Here is a 22,062-nt window from a genome sequence, read left to right as displayed (position 1 = left end):
GGCGGCCTCCCTCCGGGGACGGGGAGGGTCCGGGAACTTCGCAACCCAATCGATACTGACAAAGGCTGGTCATACGGATAACGTCAGGCCAACGGTCCGCGATCTCGCGGGTCCGACATCACCTTTACTCGGATCGTCCGGCACGTTCCTGCCGGTGAAGGGACACATCACCATGGCTACGGTCACGTTCGACAACGCCACGCGCATCTATCCGGGCTCGGAGAAGGCGGCGGTCGACAAGCTCAACATCGACATCCAGGACGGCGAATTCCTCGTCCTCGTCGGCCCCTCCGGCTGCGGAAAGTCGACCTCCCTGCGGATGCTGGCCGGCCTGGAGGACGTCAACAGCGGCGCCATCCGCATCGGTGAGCGCGACGTCACGCACCTCCCCCCGAAGGACCGGGACATCGCCATGGTGTTCCAGAACTACGCGCTGTACCCGCACATGACCGTCGCCGACAACATGGGCTTCGCGCTCAAGATCGCCGGCGTCAACAAGGCGGAGATCCGCAAGAAGGTCGAGGACGCCGCCAAGATCCTCGACCTCACCGAGTACCTGGGACGCAAGCCGAAGGCCCTCTCCGGCGGTCAGCGGCAGCGTGTGGCGATGGGCCGTGCCATCGTGCGTGAGCCGCAGGTGTTCCTCATGGACGAGCCGCTGTCGAACCTCGACGCCAAGCTCCGCGTCTCCACCCGCACCCAGATCGCCGGACTGCAGCGCCGCCTCGGCATCACCACGGTGTACGTCACGCACGACCAGGTCGAGGCCATGACCATGGGCGACCGGGTCGCGGTCCTCAAGGACGGTCTGCTCCAGCAGGTCGACGCCCCGCGCAACATGTACGACCGCCCGGCCAACCTCTTCGTCGCCGGCTTCATCGGCTCCCCCGCGATGAACCTCATCGAGGTGCCCATCACCGACGGCGGCGTCAAGTTCGGCAACAGCGTCGTGCCGGTCTCCCGCGAGGCCCTGAGCACCGCCTCCGCCCGGGGCGACCGCACGGTGACCGTCGGTGTGCGCCCCGAGCACTTCGAAGTCGTCGAGCAGAACGGCGGCGCCGCCCAGTCGCTCTCCAAGGAGTCGGATGCCGCCCCGGCCGGGCTGGCCGTCGACGTCAACGTCATCGAGGAGACCGGCGCCGACGGTTACATCTACGGCTCCGTGGACGTCGGTGGCGAGTCCAAGGACCTCGTCGTCCGGGTCAGCAGCCGCGCGGTCCCGGAGAAGGGCTCCACGGTCCACGTGGTGCCGCGTCCGGGCGAGATCCACGTCTTCGCGACCTCCACCGGCGAGCGCCTCGCCGACTGAGTCCCGCAGCCCGGCTGTCCGATGGCGGCGGTGCCGTGTCCCCGACGGGGGCGCGGCACCGCCGCCGTTCGTCTTGTGCCGTACGGGGGCCGGGCGCGCGGGAGTTGGCCCGGCGCCCGGCCGGCGGGACGGCGGCCCGGGGCGATCCGCAGCGGCCCGGAGCGGCCCGAGGCGGCCCGCGCGTCAACCACGAGCGAGTGGACTCGCCGGGATCCGTCACTCACCGGAGTGACCGACTGTCGCCCCGCAATCACACCCGGCTACCATCGCGGCGTGAACACCGTAGCCCGCCGCATCGGCCGCAGTCTCGCCCTCGTTCTGCCCGTCGTGCTCGTCCTCTCCGGGACGCTCGCCGTCACGCGCGTCGCCTGGTCGACCCCCGGATCCGAGTCCGTGCTCGCCGCCTCCTCGGCGCGGGCCTCCAGCGCCGCCGCGCCGCGTCCCGCCCACGAACGGCTGCGCGACCGGCTCGTCGCCGAACTCCGGGAGAAGGACCCGGGCGTGGCACTCACCCACCTCCAGGAGGAGGTCAACCGGCGCCCGTCGCTGGCCGCGCACTGCGTCTCCCTCGCCCGGACGCTCGGGCGCGCTGCCGTCGCCAAGTACGGGCCCCGGGAAGCGCAGAAGTTCGCCCGGCCGGTGTGCGACACGGCGTTCGCCGCCGGCGTGGCCCAGCAGGCGCAACGGGGACGCTGACCGACCGCAGCACCGCGCTCCGCACCCCGGTCACGGCCACCGGCCCGGGCTCCGGTCCTGACTCCGGTGGCTCCGGTCCCGGCCCCGGCCCTGCCTCCGCCCCGGCTACGGCTCCGGCTCCGGCTCCGGCTCCGGCTCCGGGGATCGTCAGCTGCGCCCCAGGCCGTCACCGGGCATCGTCCCGGGGCATCCCCCGTTCTCCTCCGCGCCCCGTGTCCGCCCGGGGCGCGGCCGTGTGCCGTCCGTACCTCGCATATCGTGCGGCTCATGACCTTCCCCACCCAAGCCGTGGTCCTGGCCGGCGGCCAGGGGACGCGACTGCGCCCGTACACCGACGACCGGCCCAAACCCATGGTCGAGATCCCCGGCACCGGGACGCCGATCATCGGCCACCAGCTGGCCTGGCTCGCCGACGAGGGCGTCACGGACGTGGTGGTCTCCTGCGGCCACCTCGCCGAGGTCCTCCAGGGCTGGCTGACCGCCTCCGCCGACCGGCTTCCGCTGCGCGTCACCACCGTCGTCGAGACGGAACCGCTCGGCCGCGGCGGCGGGCTCAAGTACGCCGCCGCCTCGCTCCCCCACCCCGACCGGCCCTGGTATGCCGCCAACGCGGACGTCTGGACCCGCTTCCCGCTCCGCGACATGGCAGCCTTCCACCAGGAACGCGAGGCCGAGGCCACCCTCGCGCTGGCCCGGCCGCGCATCCCGTGGGGTGTGGTGGAGACCGACGCCTTCGGGCACGTCCTCGACTTCATCGAGGCTCCGCCGTCGCCCTACCCCGTCAACGCCGGGATCTACGTCTTCTCGCCCTCCTTCGCCGCCCTCCTGCCGGACCGGGGCGACCACGAACGCACCACCTTCCCGCGGCTCGCCCGGCAGCGGCGGCTGGCCGGCTATCCGTTGCCGCAAGGGGTGTACTGGCGCGCCATCGACACGGCGAAGGACCTGGAGAAGGCCGCGGAGGAACTGGCCGCCGTACGCGGGACCGCCACCGGCGAGGGCCCGGGGTAGCGCCCGGTCGGAACCCGCGCTCCGCCTCCGGTACGAGGCTCCTCCGGTTCCGGTACGGGGCTCCTCCGGTTCCCGGTACGGAGGAGCCCCCGCGCCGGGGCCCGGCGCCCTGGCGTCGCGCGTGATGCCGGGGGCCGCCTGCGTCCACCTCCACGTGTCCACGGCAACGGCAACGTCCTCGACAGGGTGCCTCGCACCGCGCGGGTGCCCGCAGCGGTCGCCCGCGCCCAGCGGAGGAGCGGACCCCGCGCCACGCAGGCCGCACAACGTACAACTGCGCCTTGCGCAGCCCCCGTCGGCCTGCCGGCGTCAGCCCGGCAGGCCACCGTCGCCGTCAGCCCAGCAGGCCGCCCAGCGCCCCGCGGCCGCCGCCGCCCGAGGACCCGCCGTCGGACCCGCCGCCTCCCGTCGAGCCGCCACTCGCACCGCCGCCGGAACCGCCCGTCGACTCACCGCCGGTCGAACCGCTGTACGGCGCGCCTCCGTCGGCGCCCGCCGAGGACGGACCGGTCGTCCCGGCCGCCGGGGGTTCCGGCGCGAACGTGGGCTCGGGCGGCGCCTGTTGGCCGCCCTCCGCCGCGCCCTGCGTCGGCTGCGCCTCGTCGCTCCCGCTCTCGGCCGCGTCCGCCGATTCCGGTGCCGACGGCGATGTGGCCGGGTCCGTCGAACGGTCGCCCTCGCGCGCGCCCGGGCTCTCGGCCGCCCCTTCCCCGGCCGGACTCTCCTCGTCGGAGCGGTCCGGCAGCGGTGACCCGGGCAGATGGTTGCGCGGGGTCTCTCCGGGGCCGCTGGGCACGGTCGTCAGATCCGTGGACCGCACCGCGCCGCCCAGCACCGCACCGGTGATCAGTGAGCCGCCCACGACGACGGCCGCCATCACCGCACCGCGCCGCAGCACCCGCCCGCGCAGCTCCCGGACGTCCACCCGCGGCCCCAGCCGTCGCCAGGCCTCGCTCGCCAGCCGCCCGTCCAGGGAGTAGACCGGGGCGCCCGCGATGATCAGCGGGCTCCAGGCGGCGAGATAGAGCATGTCCGGCGCCTCGTACCCGACCGCGCCGCGCCAGCTGACGGTCAGCAGCAGGGCGGCCGACAGCAGGGCGCCGACGGACGCGGCGAAGCGCTGCCACAGTCCGCAGACGGTGAGCACCCCCACCACGATCTGCAGGAACGCCACCGTCAGCCCGGAGCCGACCGGGTGCGCCAGCGCGAAGTCGTGCAGCGGGGCGGCGACCCCCGAAGGCTCCAGTTTGCGGAGCCAGTTGACGAGGGAGCCGCGCTCACTGCCGTCGAAGTACACGGGGTCGCAGAGCTTGCCCATCCCCGCGTAGACGGAGATGAAGCCGAGGAGGAGGCGCAGCGGGAGCAGGACGACGCCCAGGTTCATCCGGCGGCCGGGGTAGTACGCGTGCCGCACCGCGTCGGCGCCCGGCCGGTTCCCGTCGCGCTGCTCCTCCTCGCCGGGGGCACCGTCCTCGTACGGGCCGGCCGTGCCGTACGGGCCGGTGTCCTCGTCGTACGGGTCGGTGCGGTACGGGTCGGTGCTCTCGTAGGTGAGGGTGTCCCTGTCCCCGGGGTCGTCCGGCGCGTACGGACCGCCCGGTCCGCCCTGGTCGTACGGGCCGCCCGGTCCGCCCTGGTCGTGCGGCTCGTCCGCGCCCCGCTGCGGGCGGTGGCCGTACGGCAGGTACGGCGGCGGGGGCGGCTGTGGCGCGGTGTCGAAGGCGCCGCGGGCCGGCTCGGCGCCGCCGAGGAGTCCGCCCGGCGGGCGGGGGGCGCGCGGCTCGTGGACGGCCGGCTGGGGCCGGGTGTCCTCCTCGGGGCGGGCCCGGGGGATGAGCTGGGTGGTGTCGTCGGGGCCGCTCCGGCCGCCGGGGCCGGGGCGAGCGCCCGGGCCTCCGCGGTCGCCCGGGTCGTACCCGGCGATGTCGAGGAGACGTGTGGGGGCACCGCCCGCCTGGTCGCCCGTGAGACCCGGGCCGCCGAGGCCGGCCGCGGGGGGACGGCCGGCCCGGGGAGGCAGCGCCCCGGGATGTTCCGCCGGCTCGGTCGTGCGGCCGCTCCACACCGCCGGGGCCCGGTGCCCCGTCGCGGGGCCGGGGCCGGCCGCGGGGGCGGGGGTCACCCGCGTGAAGCGGGCCGGGACCGGCACGCGCAGGCGGGTCGGCGGCGCGGCGAGCTGCACCCGGAAGCTGGCCTGGTTGACGACGACCTGGGCCGGGTCGGACGGCACCTTGGCCATGCTCCACGGCGGCTCTTCGTCGAACCCTTGCGCGCGTCCCCCGGGAGGACGGTGTGTTCTGGTCTCCACACTCATCTAACCGAGTGACGGCCGGTTAAGACACTGCCGCCGCCGCGCCGATCTGTCCGAGGCCCGTCAAGGCCCGTCCGGGCAGGTCAGGGCGGTTCCGGGCGGGTCAGGGCGCGTTCCGCACCCGGGCGGCGCCCGGCCCCGCGAGGGCCGGCCCCGCGCCGGCCGGCCGGGCGGCAGCCGCTCCGCCCCGGCCTGCCGGCCCGCCCCGGTCAGGTCCGGCGGCTCGCCGCCTCGTACAGGACCACACCCGCCGCCACACCGGCGTTGAGGGACTCCGCGCCACCCGGCATCGGGATGCGCACCAGCAGGTCGCAGGTCTCCGCGACCAGCCGGGACAGGCCCTTCCCCTCGCTGCCGATCACGATCACGACCGGGCCGTCGAGCACCTCGGTCCCGCCGAGTTCCGTGTCACCGTCCCCCGCCAGGCCGACGACCATGAGCCCGGCCTTCTGGTACGACTCCAGCACCCGCGTCATGTTCGCGGCGCGTGCCACGGGCGTACGGGCCGCGGTCCCCGCCGATGTCTTCCAGGCACCGGCGGTCATCCCGGCCGCGCGCCGCTCCGGCACGACGACGCCGTGGCCGCCGAACGCGGAGACCGAGCGGACGATGGCGCCCAGATTGCGCGGGTCGGTGATGCCGTCGAGGACGACGATCAGCGGGTCCTCACCGGCGTCCTGGGCCGCGGCGAGCAGGTCGTCCGGGTGCGCGTAGTCGTACGGCGGGACCTGGAGGACGAGGCCCTGGTGGTTGAGGCCGTTCGTCATCCGGTCGAGTTCGGGGCGCGGCGCCTCCATGAGGTTCATGCCGCTCTCGGTGGCGAGCTGGATCGCCTCGCGGACGCGCTCGTCGCTGTCGATGTACTGCTGGACGTAGAGGGTGTTGGCGGGGACGCCCTCGCGCAGCGCCTCGGCGACCGAGTTGCGGCCGACGACCAGCTCGTTGGTGCCCTTGGGGCCGCCGCGCCGGGGCGCGGGGCGGCGGGCGGACTGCTTGGCCTTGGCGTTGGCGATGCGGTTCTTCACATGCCCCTTACGGGCGGACGCGGGCGGGGTCGGGCCCCTGCCCTCCAGCCCCTTGCGGCGCTGGCCGCCGCTGCCGACCTGCTGGCCCTTCTTGTTGCTGGTACGACGGTTCCTGCGCTGGCTGTTGCCGGCCATGGTTCACCTGGTCTTTCCTCGGCCGTCCTGGCGACTGCCTGCTCGGATGCGTGTGTACGGGAGTACGCGGGTGTGGTGCGTGGTGCCTGTGGGTGGTGCCTGGTGTCTCATACGGGGTGCGTGGTGGGTGGTGCGTGGGTGGTGCGCTGCGCGGGGGCGGGCGTTCGGGCGGGCGTACGCGTGTGCGTCTCCGACCAGCATGCCAAGAGCCGCGCGAAGCGCCCCCGCCGGACCGGGACCGGACCGGATCGGACCGTCGCGGACGGACGGGCCCGGCGGCAGCCCGCGCGGCCGCCGGGCCCGTAGGTCCGTCCGCCGGCCTCAGCGGGAGCCGAGGCTCCAGCGGGGGCCGGACGGGGTGTCCTCGATGGAGAGGCCGGCCTCCTGGAGCCGGTCCCGGATGGCGTCGGCGGTCGCGTAGTCCTTGCGGGACCGCGCGGCCTGCCGCTGTTCGAGCACCAGGTGGACCAGGGAGTCCACCACGCCGTGCAGATCGGCGGCCGATTCCGCCGCACCGCCCGCGCCCGCCCCGGCCCACCGGGAGTCCAGCGGGTCGAGGCCCAGGACACCGAGCATCGCACGGAGCTCGGCGAGCCGGGCGGCCACCGCCTCCTTGTCGCCGTCGGCCAGCGCGGTGTTGCCGTTGCGGACGGTGGTGTGGACGATGGCGAGGGCCTGCGGCACGCCCAGATCGTCGTCCATCGCCTCGGCGAAGCCCCGCGGCACCTCGGCGGCCGGCTCGACCGGGCCCCCGGCCAGCTCCACGGCCCGCTGCACGAAGCCCTCGATCCGCCCGAAGGCGGCCTCGGCCTCCTGCAGCGCCTCCTCGGCGTACTCGATGGTGGAGCGGTAGTGCGGGGTGCCGAGGTAGTAGCGGAGCACGATGGGGCGCCACCGCTTGACCATCTCGGAGACCAGCACCGAGTTGCCCAGCGACTTGGACATCTTCTCGCCGCTCATCGTCACCCAGGCGTTGTGCGCCCAGTATCCGGCGAAGTCGTCGCCGTACGCCTTGGCCTGGGCGATCTCGTTCTCGTGGTGCGGGAAGACGAGATCGACGCCGCCGCCGTGGATGTCGAAGGCCGAACCGAGGTACTTGTGGGCCATGGCCGAGCACTCCAGGTGCCAGCCGGGCCTGCCGGGGCCCCACGGGGTCTCCCAGCTCGGCTCGCCGGGCTTGACGGCCTTCCACATGGCGAAGTCGCGGGGGTCGCGCTTGCCGGTCTCACCCTCGCCGGAGGGCTGGAGGAGGTTGTCCAACTGCTGGTTGGAGAGGGCGAGATAGCCGTCGAAGCTGCGGACGTCGAAGTAGACGTTGCCGTCGGCGGCGTAGGCGTGGCCCCGGTCGATGAGGCGGCGCATCATCTCGATCATCTCGGGGATGTGGCCGGTGGCGCGGGGCTCGTAGGTCGGGCGGAGGCATCCGAGGGCGTCGTACGCGGCGTTGAAGGCGCACTCGTTGCGGTAGCCGATCGCCCACCAGGGCTCGCCGGACTCGGCCGCCTTGGTGATGATCTTGTCGTCGATGTCGGTGACGTTGCGGATGAACGTCACCTCGTAGCCGCGGTACTCCAGCCAGCGGCGCATGATGTCGAAGTTGAGCCCCGAGCGGATGTGCCCGATGTGCGGGGGCGCCTGTACGGTCGCGCCGCACAGGTAGATCGAGACCCGGCCCGGACTGAGCGGGGTGAAGTCACGGATCTGCCGGGCGCCGGTGTCGTACAGCCGAATAGTCACCCGCCCAGGGTACTGAGTTTTGCGGGCCGTTCCGGCCAGGTTTCCACGGGCCGCGGGACGGTTCCGCGGCCCGCCGCGGGTCCCGGCGCGCGGTGCGGGCGCGAGGCGCGCACGGCCGGCGCGATACGCCCACACCGAGTCGTGTGCGCCGGGCGGCTCAGAGCCGGCCGACGACCTTGCGGGGTGTGACGCGGACGACGACCCGGGGGGCGTCCTCGCCGGACCGGGGGTTGAACTCGGCGTACGTCTTGCCGGTGTACTTGAGCGCCAGTTCGTCGATCAGCTCCTGGCCGCCCTCCTCCGTGACGGACGCCTCACCGCGGATCTCGCCGTAGCTGTACGGGTTCTCGGGGTCGGTGACCACCACGCTGATCCGCGGATCGCGGCGGAGGTTCTTCTCCTTGCGGCGGCCGACGGTCGTCGAGATCAGCACGTCGTCGCCGTCACGCTTCACCCAGACCACGGAGACCTGCGGGCTGCCGTCGGGCTGGATCGTGGCCACGGACGCGAAGACGGGGGCGTCGAGGACCTTCTTGAGTTCGTCGGAGAGTGCGGTCGGCACCGGATGTCCTTCCCTCGGGACGTACGGATGTACGGGCGTAGGCGGCGGGCGCCGCCGCTGCCGTTGCCCCCCTTACCGCTGATCCCTTCCCGCGCGCGTACCCGGGACACATGACGGCCCGGCAGAGGCATCCGTCCGGCGGCGCGCCCCGGTGCCGCGGGCGGTGCCGGCGCGGCCGTGGGTGAGCGGCCGGGGCCGGGGGCGGGCGGCCCGGCAGGGACGGAGGGGGAAGGCGGTGGAAGGCGGAGTAGGGCGGGGTGGGGAACGGGAGGCGGCCGGGCGGTCGAACCCGGCCGCCTCCCGTCTCAGCCCGCGTCCGCGTCCGGATCCGCGTCCGGATCCGGGAACACCAGGGCCGTCGCCACGGCGGCGAGCCCTTCGGCGCGGCCCGTCAGCCCGAGGCCGTCCGTCGTCGTACCGGAGACGGAGACCGGCGCGCCGACCGCCGCGGAGAGCACCTTCCGGGCCTCCTCGCGCCGCTTGCCGATCTTCGGCCGTACGCCGATGACCTGGATCGCCACATTGCCGATGCCGAAGCCGGCCTCCCGGACGATCCGGGCCGCCTCGCCCAGCAGCGTCAGACCGGAGGCGCCGGACCACTCGGGCCGGCCGGTGCCGAAGTGGGCGCCCAGGTCGCCGAGCCCCGCCGCGGAGAAGAGGGCGTCGCAGGCCGCGTGGGCGGCGACGTCACCGTCGGAGTGCCCGGCGAGGCCGTCTCCGGCGTCCTCCCAGAGCAGGCCGGCGCACCACAGCTCGCGGCCGGCCTCGAAGGCGTGCACATCGGTGCCCACACCGACGAGCGGCATCCGGAAGCCGGGGTTCCCCGGGACCGCGGGGCCGGCGGTCCCGGGCCGGGAAGGGGCGGGTTCAGAAGCCATCGGTGGCCCTCCTGCGGGCGAGTACGGCCTCGGCGAGGACGAGGTCCAGCGGGCGGGTCACCTTGAACGCCTCCTCGTGGCCCGGTACGACCACGACCGGCAGCCCGAGCCGTTCGACCAGGCCGGCGTCGTCCGTCGCGCCCTCCCCCTCGGGCGCTGTCTTCTCGTGCGCGCGGGCGAGCGTCTCGCGGTCGAAGCCCTGCGGGGTCTGCACGGCACGCAGCCGGGCGCGCTCGGGTGTGCCGAGCACGGTCTCCGGACCCCCGTCGGTGCGGGGATCGACCTCCTTGACGGTGTCGGCCAGCGGCAGCGCCGGTACGACCGCGGGGGCGCCGCCCCGCACGGCGGCCGCGACGGCGTCGACGGTCTCCACGGGCACGAGCGGGCGCGCCGCGTCGTGGACGAGGACGTCGGTGATGTCGGCGGGCAGCGCGGCGAGGCCGAGGCTCACGGATTCCTGGCGGGTGGAGCCGCCGGGGACGACCGCGACCTCGGTGGTGCTCGGCAGCGCGTGGTCGTCGAGGAGGGTGCGGACCTCGGCGGCGCCGTCGGGCGGTGCCACCACGACGACCAGCGAGACGGCACGCGAGCGGGCCATGGCGCGGACGGCGTGGACGAGCATCGGGGTGCCGTTGAGGGTGCGCAGCGCCTTGGGGGCGCCCGGCCCGAGGCGTACGCCGCGGCCGGCCGCGGGGATGACCGCGGCGGTGCGGGGCGGGGGCGGCGGGGGCCCGGTTTCCGGGTGCGGGCCGGGGCCCGGCCGGAATGGGCTGCTGGGAGGAGTCGTTGAAGAGGACATCGGATTAGCGTTCAGGTTTGCTTCCTCGGCCGACATGGGTATGGCCACAGCGTGCCAGGCTCGATGCCTCGATCGGTCCCTTCCGTGACAACCGATCGGGAAACTGCCCGGGCCCGGCACGCCTTGAGCGGTCCGGATCGCGGCACCACCGGGCGATCGGGCCGGCGGCGCGGCGGGGATTTCTTTACGGGCTGCGGGGCCTTCTCCGGCCCACCGGCCCATCCGTCCCGTTGCGGTGCGTCATCGCACGAGCCCCGGGGGCGGGCATGCCGCAGCGCCCGGCGACGGACAGACGTCACTCGGGCACCACGGCATTGCTGTTCCGCCATTGCCGGAGGGACGCGCATCACCGGCTGATGCGCCTCCGTACCCCGGCGGGGGCGGCCCCGTTGTTCAGGACGCGAGGACCTCGTCGAGCAGAGCCTCGGCCTTGTCCTCGTTCGTGTTCTCCGCGAGAGCGAGCTCGCTCACCAGGATCTGGCGGGCCTTGGCGAGCATCCTCTTCTCACCGGCGGAGAGTCCACGCTCACGCTCACGGCGCCAGAGGTCGCGAACGACCTCGGCGACCTTGATCACATCGCCGGACGCGAGCTTCTCGAGATTTGCCTTGTAGCGTCGGGACCAGTTGGTCGGTTCTTCCGCGTAGGGTGCGCGCAGCACCTCGAAGACCCGGTCCAGCCCGTCCTGGCCGACCACGTCGCGAACACCGACGAACTCCGCGTTGTCCGCCGGAACGCGAACCGTCAGATCGCCCTGGGCGACCTTCAGCACCAAGTAGGTCTTGTCCACGCCTTTGATCTGGCGAGTTTCGATGGCCTCGATCAGCGCGGCCCCGTGATGGGGATAGACCACGGTGTCGCCAACCTTGAACGTCATGTGACAGGTACCCCTTCCGTGGCTATCCAGAGTAACACGGGAACGGGGTGTTCTGAATGGCGTTTTCGCAGGTCAGGGCGCATCTCGGGGCTTGACAACACCGGCCGGGACGTGCTGCGGAGGGGCCGGATAAGCGGGTATTCGCAGGTCGGGGCGGCTCTCCGGGCGGCGCGAAACCCACCGGCCGCACGCCCCCGAACTTCTTCAGACTCGGCGCAACGTCCCGAAATGTCGGAATCCAGGCGGAGGATTTCCGCTACTCCGTTCAGCTCTGGGCGCCTGCTCCCGGCCGGTTCCGGAATTTGATCAACGAAGCGCGCCGGGCGGCCGCGGCGCGCCGGGACCGGCCGGAATTCCGGACCGCCGCGCATTCCCCGCCGATAACGGCGGCGACAGGCGCCGGAACGCTATTCCGCGGCACCGCAGGTGACCCCGGGTTCCGCGCGCAGCGGCCGCGGAAGCGGGTCGGGTGCGGAAGCGAAGGAGCGGATCGGTAACCTGACCCCGCTGACACACCCCGGGCGGCCCTCGGCCGCCCCCGCCGTCCATCCGCGTCCGGGCGAAGCCGTTCGGCCGCCGTAGCTCGTCCTAGGAGAAGCCGCCGCCGTGAGCCGCAGCCTTCGACGCGGCATCCTCGCCGCCACCGCCGTCGCGTTCTCGCTCTTCACCGTCTCCGCGTGCGGGGCGGGCAACGAGGCCGACACGAACAAAGTCAGGCCCGACAACGCCGGCACGTCCGTCGGCAAGATCAAGATCCAGAACGTCAATGTGATCACGCAGGCGGAGGGCTCCGAGGGCCCCGCCGTCGTCTCGGCCAAGATCTTCAACACCGGCGGCACCGCCCAGACCCTGAAGTCCGTGACGGTCTCCCCGCAGGGCGTCGAGGCCGAGCTGTCCCCCGCCAAGGGCTCCGGCCCGGTGACCATCCCGGCCAACGGCTCGGTGATCCTCGGCGGCAAGGGCAACGCCGCCGCCACGCTGGACAGCCCCGAGGTCGAGGAGGGCGGCGTCACCCCCGTCGTCTTCACCCTCAGCGGCACCGGCGAGATCGAGGTCGGCGCCCTGGTCATGCCCGCCGACGGCTACTACGAGCGCTTCGGCCCCAGCTCCCAGCCGACGCAGTCGCCCACGGCCTCACCGGGCGAGACGCCGGAGGGCACGGAGAGCCCGTCCGGCTCCGCGACCGCCCCGGAGTCCCCGGCCGGCGACGAGGCCGGAACGGGCGCCCAGGAGGACGTGGCCAACGGCGACGAGGAGCCGGCGGGCACCCCGGGCGACTGATCCCGTCCGGCCGGATCCCGGCAGGCCGTCCGGCCGTCCCAGCGGTCCCTGCGGTCCCGTACAGCCTCTGTACGGCCTCCGTACGGCCACCGGGACACGGGAGCCGCACACGCCCGGGCATCGCCGCGCACAGCACCGCCGCGGGGCCCCGCCATCCGAAGACTGATCGGTGGCGGGGCCCCGCGGCGGTTGTGCTGGTGCGGTTGTGCTGGTGCCGTGGCCGTCTGTCCGCTCGGCCGGCCTACGGCTCGAACTTGTAGCCGAGACCTCTCACGGTCACCAGATAGCGCGGGGCCCCCGGGTCGGGTTCGATCTTGGCGCGCAGCCGCTTGACGTGGACGTCGAGGGTCTTGGTGTCCCCCACGTAGTCCGCGCCCCAGACGCGGTCGATCAGCTGCATGCGGGTGAGGACGCGGCCGGCGTTCCGCAGCAGCATCTCCAGCAGGTCGAACTCCTTGAGGGGGAGGTCGACCTTGGCACCGGAGACCGTGACCACGTGCCGGTCGACGTCCATCCGTACCGGCCCGGCCTCCAGGGCCGCCGGTACGACCTCCTCCGGCTCGCCCCGGCGGCGCAGCACGGCCCGGATGCGGGCGACCAGTTCGCGGGAGGAGAAGGGCTTCGTGACGTAGTCGTCGGCTCCTATCTCCAGGCCGACGACCTTGTCGATCTCGCTGTCCTTGGCGGTCACCATGATGACCGGGACGTTGGAACGGCCGCGCAGCTGGCGGCAGACCTCGGTGCCGGGGAGCCCGGGGAGCATCAGGTCGAGCAGCACCAGGTCGGCGCCGTTGCGCTCGAACTCGTCCAGCCCGTCGGGCCCGGTGGCCGCGACGGCGACCTCGAAGCCCTCCTTGCGGAGCATGTAGGACAACGCGTCGCTGAACGATTCCTCGTCCTCGACAACGAGCACTCGGGTCACGAAGGGACCTCCGGTCTGTTCTGCGAGCGGCGCTGCTCGGCGCCACTCCGGCTTCGGTCGGCACCCCCGCGTCGTACGGGGATACGGGGGGTTGGCGCGGCCCCGGTGCACACGGGCCCGGGAGCAGCTGTGGTGTCGGTGTCGGTGGTGTCGGTGGTGTCAGGGGGGTCGGTGGGGGCTGTGGTGCCGGGCAGGGGAAGGCCGGCCGGGGTCACGGGAGCGTCTCCGGGGCGGAGAGCGAGGCCCGGGTGAAGGGCTGGAAGGAGGCGTCGTCCTCGTCGAGGTCGTCGTCCGGCTCGGTGAAGGGCCGGTCCGGGGCGTGGAGGTCGTCGGGCGCCGCGTCGGGTCCGCTTCCGCCGGGGCCCGCCGTGCCGGGTCCGTGCTCGTCGTGCCCGGCCGTGCTCCGGTCCCTGCCGTGTCCGGCCTCGGGGAGCCGGAGGGTGAAGGTGGAGCCCTGTCCCTCGGCGCTCCACACGGTCACCTCCCCGCCGTGGGAGGCGGCGACGTGCTTGACGATGGCGAGGCCGAGGCCCGTACCGCCGGTGGCGCGCGAGCGTGCGGGATCGACGCGGTAGAAGCGCTCGAAGATGCGTTCCCGGTCCCTCTCGGAGATCCCGATGCCCTGGTCGGTGACGGCTATCTCGATCATGTCCCCGCCGGTTCCGGCGATGCGCCGGGCGGCGACGCCGACCCGGGTGTGGGCGGGGCTGTAGTTGACGGCGTTCTCCACGAGGTTGCCGAGGGCCGCGGCGAGCTGGCCGCGGTTGCCCCAGATGGCCAGGTGCGCGGTGCCGCCGGAGGCGATGGTGATCTGCTTGGCGCCGGCCTGGTGGCGGCAGCGGTCGATGGCCTCGGCGACCAGCTCGTCCACCCGTACCGGCTCGGCGTCCTCCAGCGGGTTGTCGTTCTGCACCCGGGAGAGGTCGATCAGCTCCTGGACGAGGTTGGTGAGGCGGGTGGCCTCCTTCTGCATCCGCCCGGCGAAGCGGACGACCGCCTCCGGGTCGTCGGAGGCGTCCATGACGGCCTCCGACAGCAGGGAGAGGGCCCCCACCGGGGTCTTGAGCTCATGGCTGACGTTGGCCACGAAGTCGCGGCGGACGGCCTCTATCCGGCGCGCCTCGGTGAGGTCCTCCACGAGCAGCAGCACCAGCCGGGAGCCGAGGGGGGCCACTCTGGCGGAGACGGCGAGGGCCTCGCCGCGGCCGGTGCCGCGGCGCGGCAGATCCAGCTCGACCTGGCGTATCTCGCCGTCCCGGCGGGTGTCCCGGGCCATCTTCAGCATGGGTTCCACGGCGAGCTTCCCGCCCCGGACGAGCCCGAGGGCGTAGGCCGCGGAGCTGGCCTTGACGACGCTGTCGGCCTCGTCGAGCACGACGGCCGAGGAGCGGAGCACCGACAGCACGGTGTCCACGCCCGGTGGCAGCACGGCCTCGGTGTGGAGGGAGCTGCGGGTGGGTTTGGCCTGCTCCCGCTCGCTCCAGCGGAACGCGAGCATGGCGATGACACCGGTACAGACCCCGGCGATCGCTGCCGTGGCGGCTACCGCCGCGTTCACGTCCATGAGTCCAGATTAAGCGGGTGCGGAGACCTCTCCACAGCCGTCCGGGGACCGTCTCGGAGACTGGTTGCCGAGAGTTCACCGGCAGGTCGGCGCTGATTCATTCCCGCGGACCTGTCGGCGGCGCGGGAGGTGAGCCAGGAGGCGCACGGAAATCCGTACGCGCCGTAGTCGCTTCCGTACGCTGCTCGGGGACCGGCGCTCCGGGGCCGGCACGGGAACGATCCGTTGCCGAGAGTTCACTCCGGCGTCCACACCGGTTCACCCGGGATGCCGGAAGCCGACGCCGAGGCCCACCAGCGTGGCACCGTGGGGGCCGGCAGCCTTCGCCGGCCGCCGTTCCGGCACCGGCCGGAACCGGACCGGCGGCGGCCCGACGCGGGATTGACGCAGGAATCGCAGCATTTGCAGGATTCGCAGGATTTCGATGGAAGGAAAGCGCGATGCGGGACGCATACCACGAGGAACTGGACTCGATCGGTGACGACCTGGTGGAGATGGCCCGGCTCGTCGGCTCCGCCATCGGCCGGGCCACGACGGCCATCCTCGACGCCGACCTCAAGCTCGCGGAGAACGTGATCGCCGGGGACGAGAAGGTCGACACCCTCCAGCACGAGCTGGAGGCGAAGGCGATCACCCTGCTCGCGCGCCAGCAGCCGGTCGCCACGGATCTGCGGATCGTCGTCACCAGTCTGCGGATGAGCGCGGACCTGGAACGCTCCGGCGACCTGGCGCAGCACGTGGCCAAGCTGGCCCGGCTGCGGTTCCCGGACACCGCCGTGCCGCGGGACCTGCACTCCACCATTCTGGAGATGGGGCAGCTGGCGCAGCGGCTGATGGCCAAGGCCGCCGAGGTCATCATCACCAAGGACGTGGACCTGGCGCTCCAGCTGGAGCAGGACGACGACGCGATGGACCTCTACCACCGCAGCCTCTTCCAGCACCTGATGGACGACCGCTGGAAGCACGGCATCGAGACGGCCGTCGACGTGACCCTGCTCGGCCGCTACTACGAGCGGTTCGCCGACCACGCGGTGTCGGTCGCGAAGCGCGTCGTCTACCTGGTCACCGGGGAGCACGCGGACGAACTCGCGGCGGAGTCCTCCGACGAGGGGGCGTGAGCGCGGGGTCGCCGGGCGGGACGTGAGTGAGCCGGCCGGGGCAGGAACCGACCGGCCGGGGCAGGAACCGACCGGCCGGGACGGACGGTGGAGGCCCCGGCCGGATGTGAGCGGCGGGGGCTGCGGGGGCGGCTCGGGGCCGGAGGGAGACGGCAGGGAGACGGCAGGGCGTCGGAGGCGGCGCGGGCGGCCGCCCGGGGAGGAGCGGTGGAAACACCGGCCTGCCCGGGCCTCAGCCGTCACGCCGGACGTGGCACGGCCAAGGGGGCGGGGCCACGGGGGCGTGGGGGGCGGACGCGGACGGCGCGAGCGCACCGCGATGGACGCCCGTTCGCCGCGGGCGGTGCGAGTGCTCTCACGCGCCGTTGCTGCGCCCGCCGCAGCAGGTGTCCAGTGGTCGGCAGGACCGCCGCGGGTCCACCGCGGATCCGCTGTGGGGTAGGTCCAGCACAGTCGAGGAAGGGTACTCATGGCCGATTTCCCGACCACACCGTCACCGACACCGACCGTCCGCGAGCCACGCGTCACCGAGATCCCGGTTCCGCTGCTGGGGGCCTGCGGCTGCGGCTCCGGATGCAGCTGCGGCTGCCAGAGCGGCGGCTCCTGCCAGTGCGGCGGCAGCTGCGGCTGAGGCGTCACGGACGCCCGGCCGTAAACCCCTGACCCCGCTGACCCCCGCGCGCCGGGGCCGCCCGCCGACCGCAGCGATGGGTCGCGCGCGGTCGCACGGAGCACCGGCCACGACGCGCGGGCCCCGGCCGGGCCAGTGCCGTACGGGCCCGTCTCAGGGGCCGGGCCCGTACGGCCCCGGCTCCGGCCCCGGCGACCACGGGGCCGTAGGCAGGGCACCGGCACGGATCGACACGGGGCGCGGGCCCCGGCCGAAGGAGGAACCGGCCGGGGCCCGCGCCTGGTCACCGGTGCGGATGCCCGGACGTACCCCGCACGGTCGTGGTCGGACGCATCCGGATGCCGGGCTTGCCCGGCCATAGCGTGTGGCTATGACCGTGTTCATACAACAGCTCCCCGCCTTGATAGGCGTGGTAATAGGCGCCCTCGGGTCGTACTTGGTGGTTATGCGCGGCGATCAAGCCCGCTTCCGTCGCGAGCAGGCGGTCCGGTGGGAGGAACGGCGGCTCACGGCATACGCCGACTACGCCCGGTCGCTCAAGAAGACCGTCACTCTGACCTATCGGATCGCGGCGCACCTCGGCAACGACCCTCACCCGCACCCCTTGTCACCCGAGGAGGCAGCGCCTCATCTGGCCGATGCCACTGATGACCGGGACCCGGCCGGAGAAGCGCTGTTGATGCTCGGCAGCCCGGACGTGGTGGAGAAAGCCCGCGAATGGGTCGTCGCGGTCATGGACATGGAGGGATTCCTGCGCGACGGGACCCAAAGCCCGGAAACGTGGTCAGCCATGCTTGAGCGCCAGCGCGCCGCGCGCGACAGCTACTACGCGGCCGTCCGGCGCGACCTGGCGCTCCCACCCGGCCATTCCGGGCAATGGCGGCTCCCGTCGCCCCAGACTCCCTGATCGCGGGGGCTCCTTCCAGTCGGCGCAGACCCGCGACTGGCCATCTGTGTCCGGGCCCCGCCGAAGTGGTGATCCCTGTCGCGCTCCTGGTGTGCCTCTGCGTTCGGTGCGCCTCGTGCGCTGGCGCAGAGCAGCACTTGGGCTCGGACGGCCAGGGGCGGCCCAGGCCCACCGAAAAGCCCCCTACCAGCGGAGACCCGCAGGTGGTAGGGGGCTTGTTCGATGCTGGAGACTACTTCTTGCCCTGGTTCTTGACCGCCTCGATGGCCGCCTTCGCAGCGTCCGGGTCGAGGTAGGTGCCGCCCGGGTTGAGGGGGCGGAAGTCGGCGTCCAGTTCGTAGGAGAGCGGGATGCCGGTCGGGATGTTGAGGCCGGCGATGTCGGCGTCCGAGATGCCGTCGAGGTGCTTGACCAGGGCCCGCAGGCTGTTGCCGTGGGCGGCGACGAGGACCGTGCGGCCGGTCAGGAGGTCCGGGACGATGCCGTCGTACCAGTACGGCAGCATCCGGAGGACGACGTCCTTGAGGCACTCGGTGCGCGGGCGGATCTCGCTGGGGATCATCGCGTAGCGCGGGTCGTCGCTCTGCGACCACTCGGCGCCGTCCTCCAGGGCCGGCGGCGGGGTGTCGTAGGAGCGGCGCCAGAGCATGAACTGCTCCTCGCCGAACTCCGCGCGGACCTGGGCCTTGTCCTTGCCCTGCAGGGCGCCGTAGTGGCGCTCGTTGAGCCGCCAGGAGCGCTTGACCGGGATCCAGAGGCGGTCGGCGGCCTCCAGGGAGATCTGCGCGGTGCGGATGGCGCGCTTCTGCACGGAGGTGTGCACGATGTCGGGGAGCAGGCCGGCGGCAGTCATCAGCTCGCCGCCGCGCTGCGCCTCCTTCTCGCCCTTCTCGGTGAGGTTGACGTCAACCCAGCCGGTGAAGAGGTTCTTCGCGTTCCATTCACTCTCGCCGTGGCGGAGCAGGATCAGCTTGTACGGTGCGGTGGCCATGGCCCCGAGCCTAATCGACCCCTGTGATGGCACGAACCCCGTTCCCCGGCCGTCTCGGACCCCGGACAGCGGGCGGCGGAGTCCGGGCCACGACCGGGATCGGTAATACCCGTTGACGGTTCGGGTGCTTACGGCGGCAGAGGGCCGGCCAGGCCGCCCGCCGTGTCAGCCGGCCGCGCTACCGGCCGCACCGCCGGACGCCTCTCCGGTCCCGCTGCCCGGTCCGCCCCCGGTCGGTGCGGTCAGGTGGGCGAAGGCTTCGAGGTTCCGGGTGGACTCGCCGCGGGCGACGCGCCACTCGTACTCCTTGCGGATCGCGGTGGAGAAACCCATCTCCAGCAGGGTGTTGAAGCTGCCGTCCGCGTTCTCCAGCACGGTGCCGAGCAGCCGGTCCAGTTCCTCGGGCGTGACGGCGGCCAGCGGCAGCTTGCCGGCGAGGTAGATGTCCCCGTGCCGGTCGATGGCGTAACTCATGCCGTAGAGCTTGGTGTTGCGCTCCAGAAGCCAGCGGTGGACGGCCGCCTCGTTCTCGTCCGGGTGCCGGACGACGAAGGCGTTCACGGACAGGGAGTGCCTGCCGACGACCAGCGAGCAGGTCGTGGAGAGCTTCCGGACACCGGGGAGTGTGACGACGTAGTGGCCGTCGGACGGGCTGTCCCATGTGAGGCCCGCCTCGTCCAGTGTTCGTTCGACGGTCTCGATCGCATGCGGGTCAAGGTCGGCCATGCAGTGATCGTAGGCGACGCCTCTGGTGCATCTGGTGCATGGCTGCCGCGTAGACGTCGGCCGTGGCCGCGGCGGTGGCGTCCCAGCCGAACGACTGTGCGTGGCGGGCCGCCGCTGCGCCCATCCGGTCGGTGAGCTCCGGCCCGTCCAGGAAGCGGCGGAGCACCCGGGCGTAGTCGGCCGGGTCGTGTCCCCCGACGAGGAAGCCGCTCTCCCCGTCGCGCACCGCCACCGGCAGGCCGCCGACCGAGGCCGCGACGACCGGCGTGCCGCACGCCTGCGCCTCCACCGCGACCAGCCCGAACGACTCGCTGTACGAGGGCATGACGAGGACGGATGCCGCCCGGTACCAGTCGGCCAGCCGGTCCTGGTCCACCGGCGGGTGGAACCGTACGACATCGCAGATGCCCAGCCTGGCCGCCAGTTTCTGCAGCCCTTCCGGCTTGGCGAGACCGCTGCCGCTGGGTCCGCCGACCACCGGAACGGTGATCCGCTCGCGCAGCTCCGGCCGCTCGTCCAGCAGCACGGCCACAGCGCGCAGCAGGATGTCGGGGGCCTTCAGCGGCTGTATGCGGCCGGCGAAGAGGGGTATCAGCGCGTCCTGCGGGAGGCCGAGGCGGGCGCGGGCGGCGGCGCGTCCGTCGGCGGGGCGGAAGCGGCGGAGATCGACACCGGGGTGGACGATCTCGACCTCACCGGGGTCGGCGTCGTAGTGCTCGACGAGCTCACCGGCCTCCCCCGCGGTGTTGGCGACGAGGCGGTCGGCGGCGTGCACGATCTGCGTCTCGCCGATGACCCGGGCGGCGGGCTCGGGGGTGTCCCCGGCCGCCAGGGAGGCGTTCTTGACCTTCGCCATGGTGTGCATGGCGTGCACGAGCGGTACGCCCCAGCGCTCGGCGGCCAGCCAGCCGACATGGCCGGAGAGCCAGTAGTGCGAGTGCACGAGGTCGTAGTGGCCGTGCCGCTGCTCGGCCCACGCCTGCATCACGCCGTGGGTGAAGGCGCACAGCTGTGCGGGCAGCTCCTCCTTCGCCAGGCCTTCGTACGGGCCCGCGTCCACATGCCGTACGAGCACGCCGGGCGCCAGTTCGACGGCGGGCGGGAGGGAGGCGGTGGTGGCGCGGGTGAAGATCTCCACCTCGATGTCGATGGCGGCCAGCTGCTTGGCCAGCTCGACGATGTAGACGTTCATGCCGCCCGCGTCGCCGGTGCCGGGCTGGTGGAGCGGGGAGGTGTGCACGCTGAGCATGGCGACCCTGCGCGGCCGCCGGGTGCCGCCGAGGCCGCCGAAGCGCAGGTGCGGGCGGCCGCGCCGGTCGTTCCTCGGCTGCTGGGCGCTCCGCTGCTCGGGCAGGGCCGATCGCAGCCAGGGCACGTGATGGCTCACCGCGCGAGACCTCCTTGACCGGGGCCTGGGCCGCCCCTCCTCCGAGGTGCAACCGGTGGGGGAAACGCTTCATTCCGCGCGGGCGGCGAAAAGCGGACGGCCGAACGGTGCGGGGAACGGTCTGCCGCCCGGACGGGCCCCGCGTACCGGCCCGGTCGGCGGGCGCCGGGGCCGCATAGGCTCGGGGGCATGGCAGGCCGCGTCCCCCCGAGCTCCCGGCCCGTCGGGACGGCGACCCGCGGGACCACCAACCCCAACCGGCTGCGGCGCATGGACCGCTGGATCACCGCCGTCCACGCCCCCGCGCTGCTGCGGGCCGCCGGGCCCCCCGTCGCCGTGGACCTCGGCTACGGGGCCGCGCCGTGGACCGCCGTCGAACTGCTGGCACGCCTGCGGCGGGTCCGCTCCGACAGCCGTGTGGTGGGCGTCGAGATCGACCCGGCCCGGGTCGAGGCCGCACGCCCGTACGAGCGGGACGGGCTGAGCTTCCGGCACGGCGGCTTCGAGGTGCCGCTGCCCGGCGGGGAGCGCCCGCTGCTGATCCGGGCGGCGAATGTGCTGCGCCAGTACGAGGAGGACGAGGTGCGGGCCGTCTGGGAACGGCTGTGCGAGCGGCTGGCGGTGCCGGACGGGCTGCTGGTCGAAGGCACGTGCGACGAGATCGGCCGGCGCCACGTCTGGGTCGCGCTCGGACCGGAGGGGCCGCGCACCGTGACCTTCGCCACCCGGCTCGGCTCGCTCACCGCCCCGTCCGATCTGGCGGAGCGGCTGCCGAAGGCACTGATCCACCGCAATGTGCCCGGGGAACCGGTGCACGCCTTCCTCCGCGACTTCGACCGCGCCTGGGCCGCCGCCGCCCCGTACGCCTCGCTGGGCGCCCGGCAGCGCTGGATCCACGCCGTCCGCTCGCTGAGCACGGACTGGCCGGTCACGGACGGGCCGCGACGCCGGCGGCAGGGCGAGGTCACGGTGCGCTGGGAGGCGCTGGCCCCGCGCTGAGGGCACCGCGGCCGGGGGAACCACGGGCGGGGTGGGGCGCGTGGTACTCCCGGGACGGTGTCCGGACGAGTGCGGAGAGCCACCACGCTCCTTGCTGCCCGGGTGCCGCGCCGCTTCCGGCTCGATCCGTTCGCCCGGGCCGGAACTCCGTTGCGGGCGCCGGTGAGGGTTGATACGGAGGGTGGGCCCGGTGGCGG

20 protein-coding genes are annotated in these 22,062 nt (G+C 73.4%); 8 read left to right on the top strand and 12 right to left on the bottom strand.

Annotated features, from left to right (window positions below; all coding sequences use genetic code 11):
- Positions 1 to 172: 172 nt before the first annotated feature.
- From LIX60_RS17350 to LIX60_RS17340, 3 genes are all read left to right on the top strand, one after another.
- Entirely contained in the window at positions 173 to 1,309 is a 1,137-nt protein-coding gene (locus tag LIX60_RS17350) for an ABC transporter ATP-binding protein (RefSeq protein WP_125626028.1), read from the top strand.
- Positions 1,310 to 1,582: 273 nt separating this feature from the next.
- Positions 1,583 to 2,005, top strand: coding sequence for a hypothetical protein (locus tag LIX60_RS17345; protein ID WP_227959235.1), 423 nt, complete (start codon positions 1,583 to 1,585; stop codon positions 2,003 to 2,005).
- A 267-nt stretch (positions 2,006 to 2,272) separates the two neighbouring features.
- Complete coding sequence (locus tag LIX60_RS17340) at positions 2,273 to 3,016, top strand: nucleotidyltransferase family protein (RefSeq protein WP_227959234.1); 744 nt, start codon at positions 2,273 to 2,275, stop codon at positions 3,014 to 3,016.
- 334 nt (positions 3,017 to 3,350) lie between these two features.
- Here LIX60_RS17340 and LIX60_RS17335 read toward each other — a convergent pair whose 3' ends face one another.
- From LIX60_RS17335 to LIX60_RS17305, 7 genes are all read right to left on the bottom strand, one after another.
- A complete protein-coding gene (locus LIX60_RS17335) occupies positions 3,351 to 5,255 on the bottom strand; it encodes a DoxX family membrane protein (protein WP_227959233.1) in 1,905 nt (634 codons plus the stop codon).
- Between the two features lie 281 nt (positions 5,256 to 5,536).
- Positions 5,537 to 6,487 carry a 23S rRNA (guanosine(2251)-2'-O)-methyltransferase RlmB gene (gene rlmB / locus LIX60_RS17330; protein ID WP_227959232.1) on the bottom strand — a complete coding sequence of 317 codons (951 nt, stop codon included), beginning with the start codon at positions 6,485 to 6,487 and terminating at the stop codon, positions 5,537 to 5,539.
- Positions 6,488 to 6,808: 321 nt separating this feature from the next.
- Entirely contained in the window at positions 6,809 to 8,224 is a 1,416-nt protein-coding gene (cysS, locus tag LIX60_RS17325) for a cysteine--tRNA ligase (RefSeq protein WP_227959231.1), read from the bottom strand.
- A 157-nt stretch (positions 8,225 to 8,381) separates the two neighbouring features.
- Positions 8,382 to 8,786 (bottom strand): PPOX class F420-dependent oxidoreductase, encoded by a 405-nt coding sequence (locus LIX60_RS17320; RefSeq protein WP_227959230.1) that lies wholly within the window; start codon positions 8,784 to 8,786, stop codon positions 8,382 to 8,384.
- Positions 8,787 to 9,091: 305 nt separating this feature from the next.
- Complete coding sequence (ispF, locus tag LIX60_RS17315) at positions 9,092 to 9,664, bottom strand: 2-C-methyl-D-erythritol 2,4-cyclodiphosphate synthase (RefSeq protein ID WP_374117871.1); 573 nt, start codon at positions 9,662 to 9,664, stop codon at positions 9,092 to 9,094.
- Positions 9,654 to 10,463 (bottom strand): 2-C-methyl-D-erythritol 4-phosphate cytidylyltransferase, encoded by an 810-nt coding sequence (gene ispD, locus LIX60_RS17310; protein ID WP_227959229.1) that lies wholly within the window; start codon positions 10,461 to 10,463, stop codon positions 9,654 to 9,656. The genes ispF and ispD overlap by 11 nt, the downstream gene beginning before the upstream one ends.
- 393 nt (positions 10,464 to 10,856) lie before the next feature.
- Positions 10,857 to 11,339 carry a CarD family transcriptional regulator gene (locus tag LIX60_RS17305; RefSeq protein WP_003953493.1) on the bottom strand — a complete coding sequence of 161 codons (483 nt, stop codon included), beginning with the start codon at positions 11,337 to 11,339 and terminating at the stop codon, positions 10,857 to 10,859.
- 606 nt (positions 11,340 to 11,945) lie between these two features.
- On the opposite strand from LIX60_RS17305, the gene LIX60_RS17300 reads away from it, so the two are divergent.
- Positions 11,946 to 12,620, top strand: a complete 675-nt coding sequence (locus tag LIX60_RS17300; protein WP_227959228.1) for a DUF461 domain-containing protein — start codon at positions 11,946 to 11,948, stop codon at positions 12,618 to 12,620.
- Positions 12,621 to 12,861: 241 nt separating this feature from the next.
- Here LIX60_RS17300 and LIX60_RS17295 read toward each other — a convergent pair whose 3' ends face one another.
- Positions 12,862 to 13,542 (bottom strand): response regulator transcription factor, encoded by a 681-nt coding sequence (locus LIX60_RS17295; RefSeq protein WP_030546079.1) that lies wholly within the window; start codon positions 13,540 to 13,542, stop codon positions 12,862 to 12,864.
- 211 nt (positions 13,543 to 13,753) lie between these two features.
- On the bottom strand, positions 13,754 to 15,106 hold the full coding sequence (locus LIX60_RS17290; RefSeq protein WP_227959227.1) for a cell wall metabolism sensor histidine kinase WalK: 1,353 nt from the start codon (positions 15,104 to 15,106) through the stop codon (positions 13,754 to 13,756).
- A gap of 440 nt (positions 15,107 to 15,546) precedes the next feature.
- Here LIX60_RS17290 and phoU point away from each other — a divergent pair, with 440 nt between their 5' ends.
- The 3 genes from phoU to LIX60_RS17275 all read left to right on the top strand — a co-directional run bounded on the left by phoU (position 15,547) and on the right by LIX60_RS17275 (position 17,762).
- On the top strand, positions 15,547 to 16,224 hold the full coding sequence (gene phoU, locus LIX60_RS17285; RefSeq protein WP_019711284.1) for a phosphate signaling complex protein PhoU: 678 nt from the start codon (positions 15,547 to 15,549) through the stop codon (positions 16,222 to 16,224).
- Between the two features lie 469 nt (positions 16,225 to 16,693).
- Positions 16,694 to 16,855, top strand: a complete 162-nt coding sequence (locus tag LIX60_RS17280) for a hypothetical protein (RefSeq protein WP_185831369.1) — start codon at positions 16,694 to 16,696, stop codon at positions 16,853 to 16,855.
- 370 nt (positions 16,856 to 17,225) lie between these two features.
- On the top strand, positions 17,226 to 17,762 hold the full coding sequence (locus LIX60_RS17275) for a hypothetical protein (RefSeq protein WP_227959225.1): 537 nt from the start codon (positions 17,226 to 17,228) through the stop codon (positions 17,760 to 17,762).
- 232 nt (positions 17,763 to 17,994) lie between these two features.
- Here the strand turns inward: LIX60_RS17275 and LIX60_RS17270 are convergent, their stop codons facing one another.
- The 3 genes from LIX60_RS17270 to mshA all read right to left on the bottom strand — a co-directional run bounded on the left by LIX60_RS17270 (position 17,995) and on the right by mshA (position 20,728).
- On the bottom strand, positions 17,995 to 18,753 hold the full coding sequence (locus LIX60_RS17270) for a phosphoglyceromutase (protein ID WP_019711287.1): 759 nt from the start codon (positions 18,751 to 18,753) through the stop codon (positions 17,995 to 17,997).
- 165 nt (positions 18,754 to 18,918) lie between these two features.
- A complete protein-coding gene (locus tag LIX60_RS17265; RefSeq protein ID WP_227959224.1) occupies positions 18,919 to 19,479 on the bottom strand; it encodes a YbjN domain-containing protein in 561 nt (186 codons plus the stop codon).
- The gene (gene mshA, locus LIX60_RS17260) at positions 19,466 to 20,728 is read right to left on the bottom strand and encodes a D-inositol-3-phosphate glycosyltransferase (protein ID WP_078649339.1); all 1,263 of its coding nucleotides are present in this window, start codon (positions 20,726 to 20,728) and stop codon (positions 19,466 to 19,468) included. The genes LIX60_RS17265 and mshA overlap by 14 nt, the downstream gene beginning before the upstream one ends.
- Positions 20,729 to 21,055: 327 nt before the next feature.
- Between mshA and LIX60_RS17255 the strand changes: the two genes are divergently transcribed.
- A complete protein-coding gene (locus LIX60_RS17255) occupies positions 21,056 to 21,865 on the top strand; it encodes a class I SAM-dependent methyltransferase (protein ID WP_227959223.1) in 810 nt (269 codons plus the stop codon).
- The last annotated feature ends 197 nt before the right edge of the window (positions 21,866 to 22,062 follow it).

It is taken from the genome of Streptomyces sp. S07_1.15 (assembly GCF_020739505.1).
GTDB classification, from domain to species: domain Bacteria; phylum Actinomycetota; class Actinomycetes; order Streptomycetales; family Streptomycetaceae; genus Streptomyces; species Streptomyces xinghaiensis.
This window is presented reverse-complemented; position numbering and strand designations above follow the sequence as displayed.